The sequence below is a fragment of the Mesorhizobium sp. M4A.F.Ca.ET.050.02.1.1 genome (assembly GCF_003997725.1).
In the GTDB taxonomy this organism is placed as follows: Bacteria; Pseudomonadota; Alphaproteobacteria; order Rhizobiales; family Rhizobiaceae; genus Mesorhizobium.
On sequence record NZ_RZSG01001207.1, the window covers coordinates 1 to 1,167 of the forward strand.

Consider the following 1,167-nt stretch of genomic DNA (forward strand, 5'->3'; position numbering starts at 1 on the left):
AGCATCGACTGAATGGCGGCGGTCTGAGCAGCGTTGGTGGCGCTGGACACGCCACCGAACATCAGTTCATTTGGATAGGCCTCGTCAACATCCCACCAGCCACCGTTGGCTGCATCTACAGAGCCGTTCGGCAGGAAGCGATCGGTCGAGCGAATACCGCCCCAAGTCGGTTGGGAAGTGACGCGCTTGCGCCTGTGGCCGCCGCTATCCCCGAGCGACGAGAAGTCCGCGACTTGGACGGCTGTTATGGTGTTCGGCACCGTTGCAGCGGCCAGCGTGACAGTCGTTGCATAGATCGGGATTGGCGTGCCGCCATTATCGACCGCCAGCGTCCCGGTAACGCCCGTCGAGAGCGGCAGGCCTGTGGCGTTGGTCAGAACGCCAGCGGATGGCGTTCCAAGGTTCCCGCCTTGAAAATATGCCGCGCCTGTTCCTGTCTCGTCCGTCAGCAGCGCCCGAAGATTGGCGCTTGATGGAGTGGCCGCGAACGTGTCGAAGCCTGAAGCGCGTGTCACGCCAGCCCAAGAGGCCAGATCGGCGTCATAAGCCTGCACCGTAACGCCAATTGCCGCACTGACCCTCGCGTCGGCCGCCGTCGAGAAATCCGAAATCGTCGCGGCGAGCTGCGTGCCGGTATGATTGGCCCGAGACAGGAGGAAGGCATCGGTCTGGTTCGCCGTGGCCCCATCTGCAACATTGAGCAGAGTACGCACCTGTGCCGGAGTCAGTTCTTCCGTCACGCCGTCGCCGACGCTCACGCGGCCGAGAATGGCTCCTGTGGTCTGCGTCAGGACGTGCTCTTCATTCCAGTTCGACGGCTGGACAATGGTCGTGTCGCCGCTGTCTGGAATGGCCGAATGATAGGCGTGCTTCAGAGAGATCATTGCATCGGCTGTGTCGGGGTTTGCATCGGGACCGCCGTCACGGCGCGGCCTTGGGCGTCCCGGATGATTTGTTTCGGTTGCGAAAGCACCTGGATGAGCGCGGCGAGCGCCTGCCCGAACATGTCGCGTTGAGCGGCCATCTCTTTCAGCACCGCCTGGCCGTCGATCTGCTCGGGGTCTGGCGGCGGTACGATGCCGTTGGCGAGCAGGACCTGGTTCTGGTCGATCCGCGCTGCCTGACGCTTCGACTGCAGGTCAAGGCGCTTCTCAGCCATCGTCATGT

The 1,167-nt window shown here is 63.0% G+C and carries 1 protein-coding gene and 1 pseudogene; both read right to left on the bottom strand.

All coding sequences use genetic code 11. The annotated features are described in order from the left end of the window. A partial coding sequence (locus EOA33_RS36340) for a hypothetical protein (RefSeq protein WP_210212653.1) occupies positions 1–884 on the bottom strand: 884 nt, incomplete at its 3' end. Further along, a pseudogene (locus EOA33_RS39560) lies at positions 881–1,167 on the bottom strand (hypothetical protein); the annotation flags it as partial. The gene EOA33_RS36340 and the pseudogene EOA33_RS39560, both read right to left, overlap by 4 nt.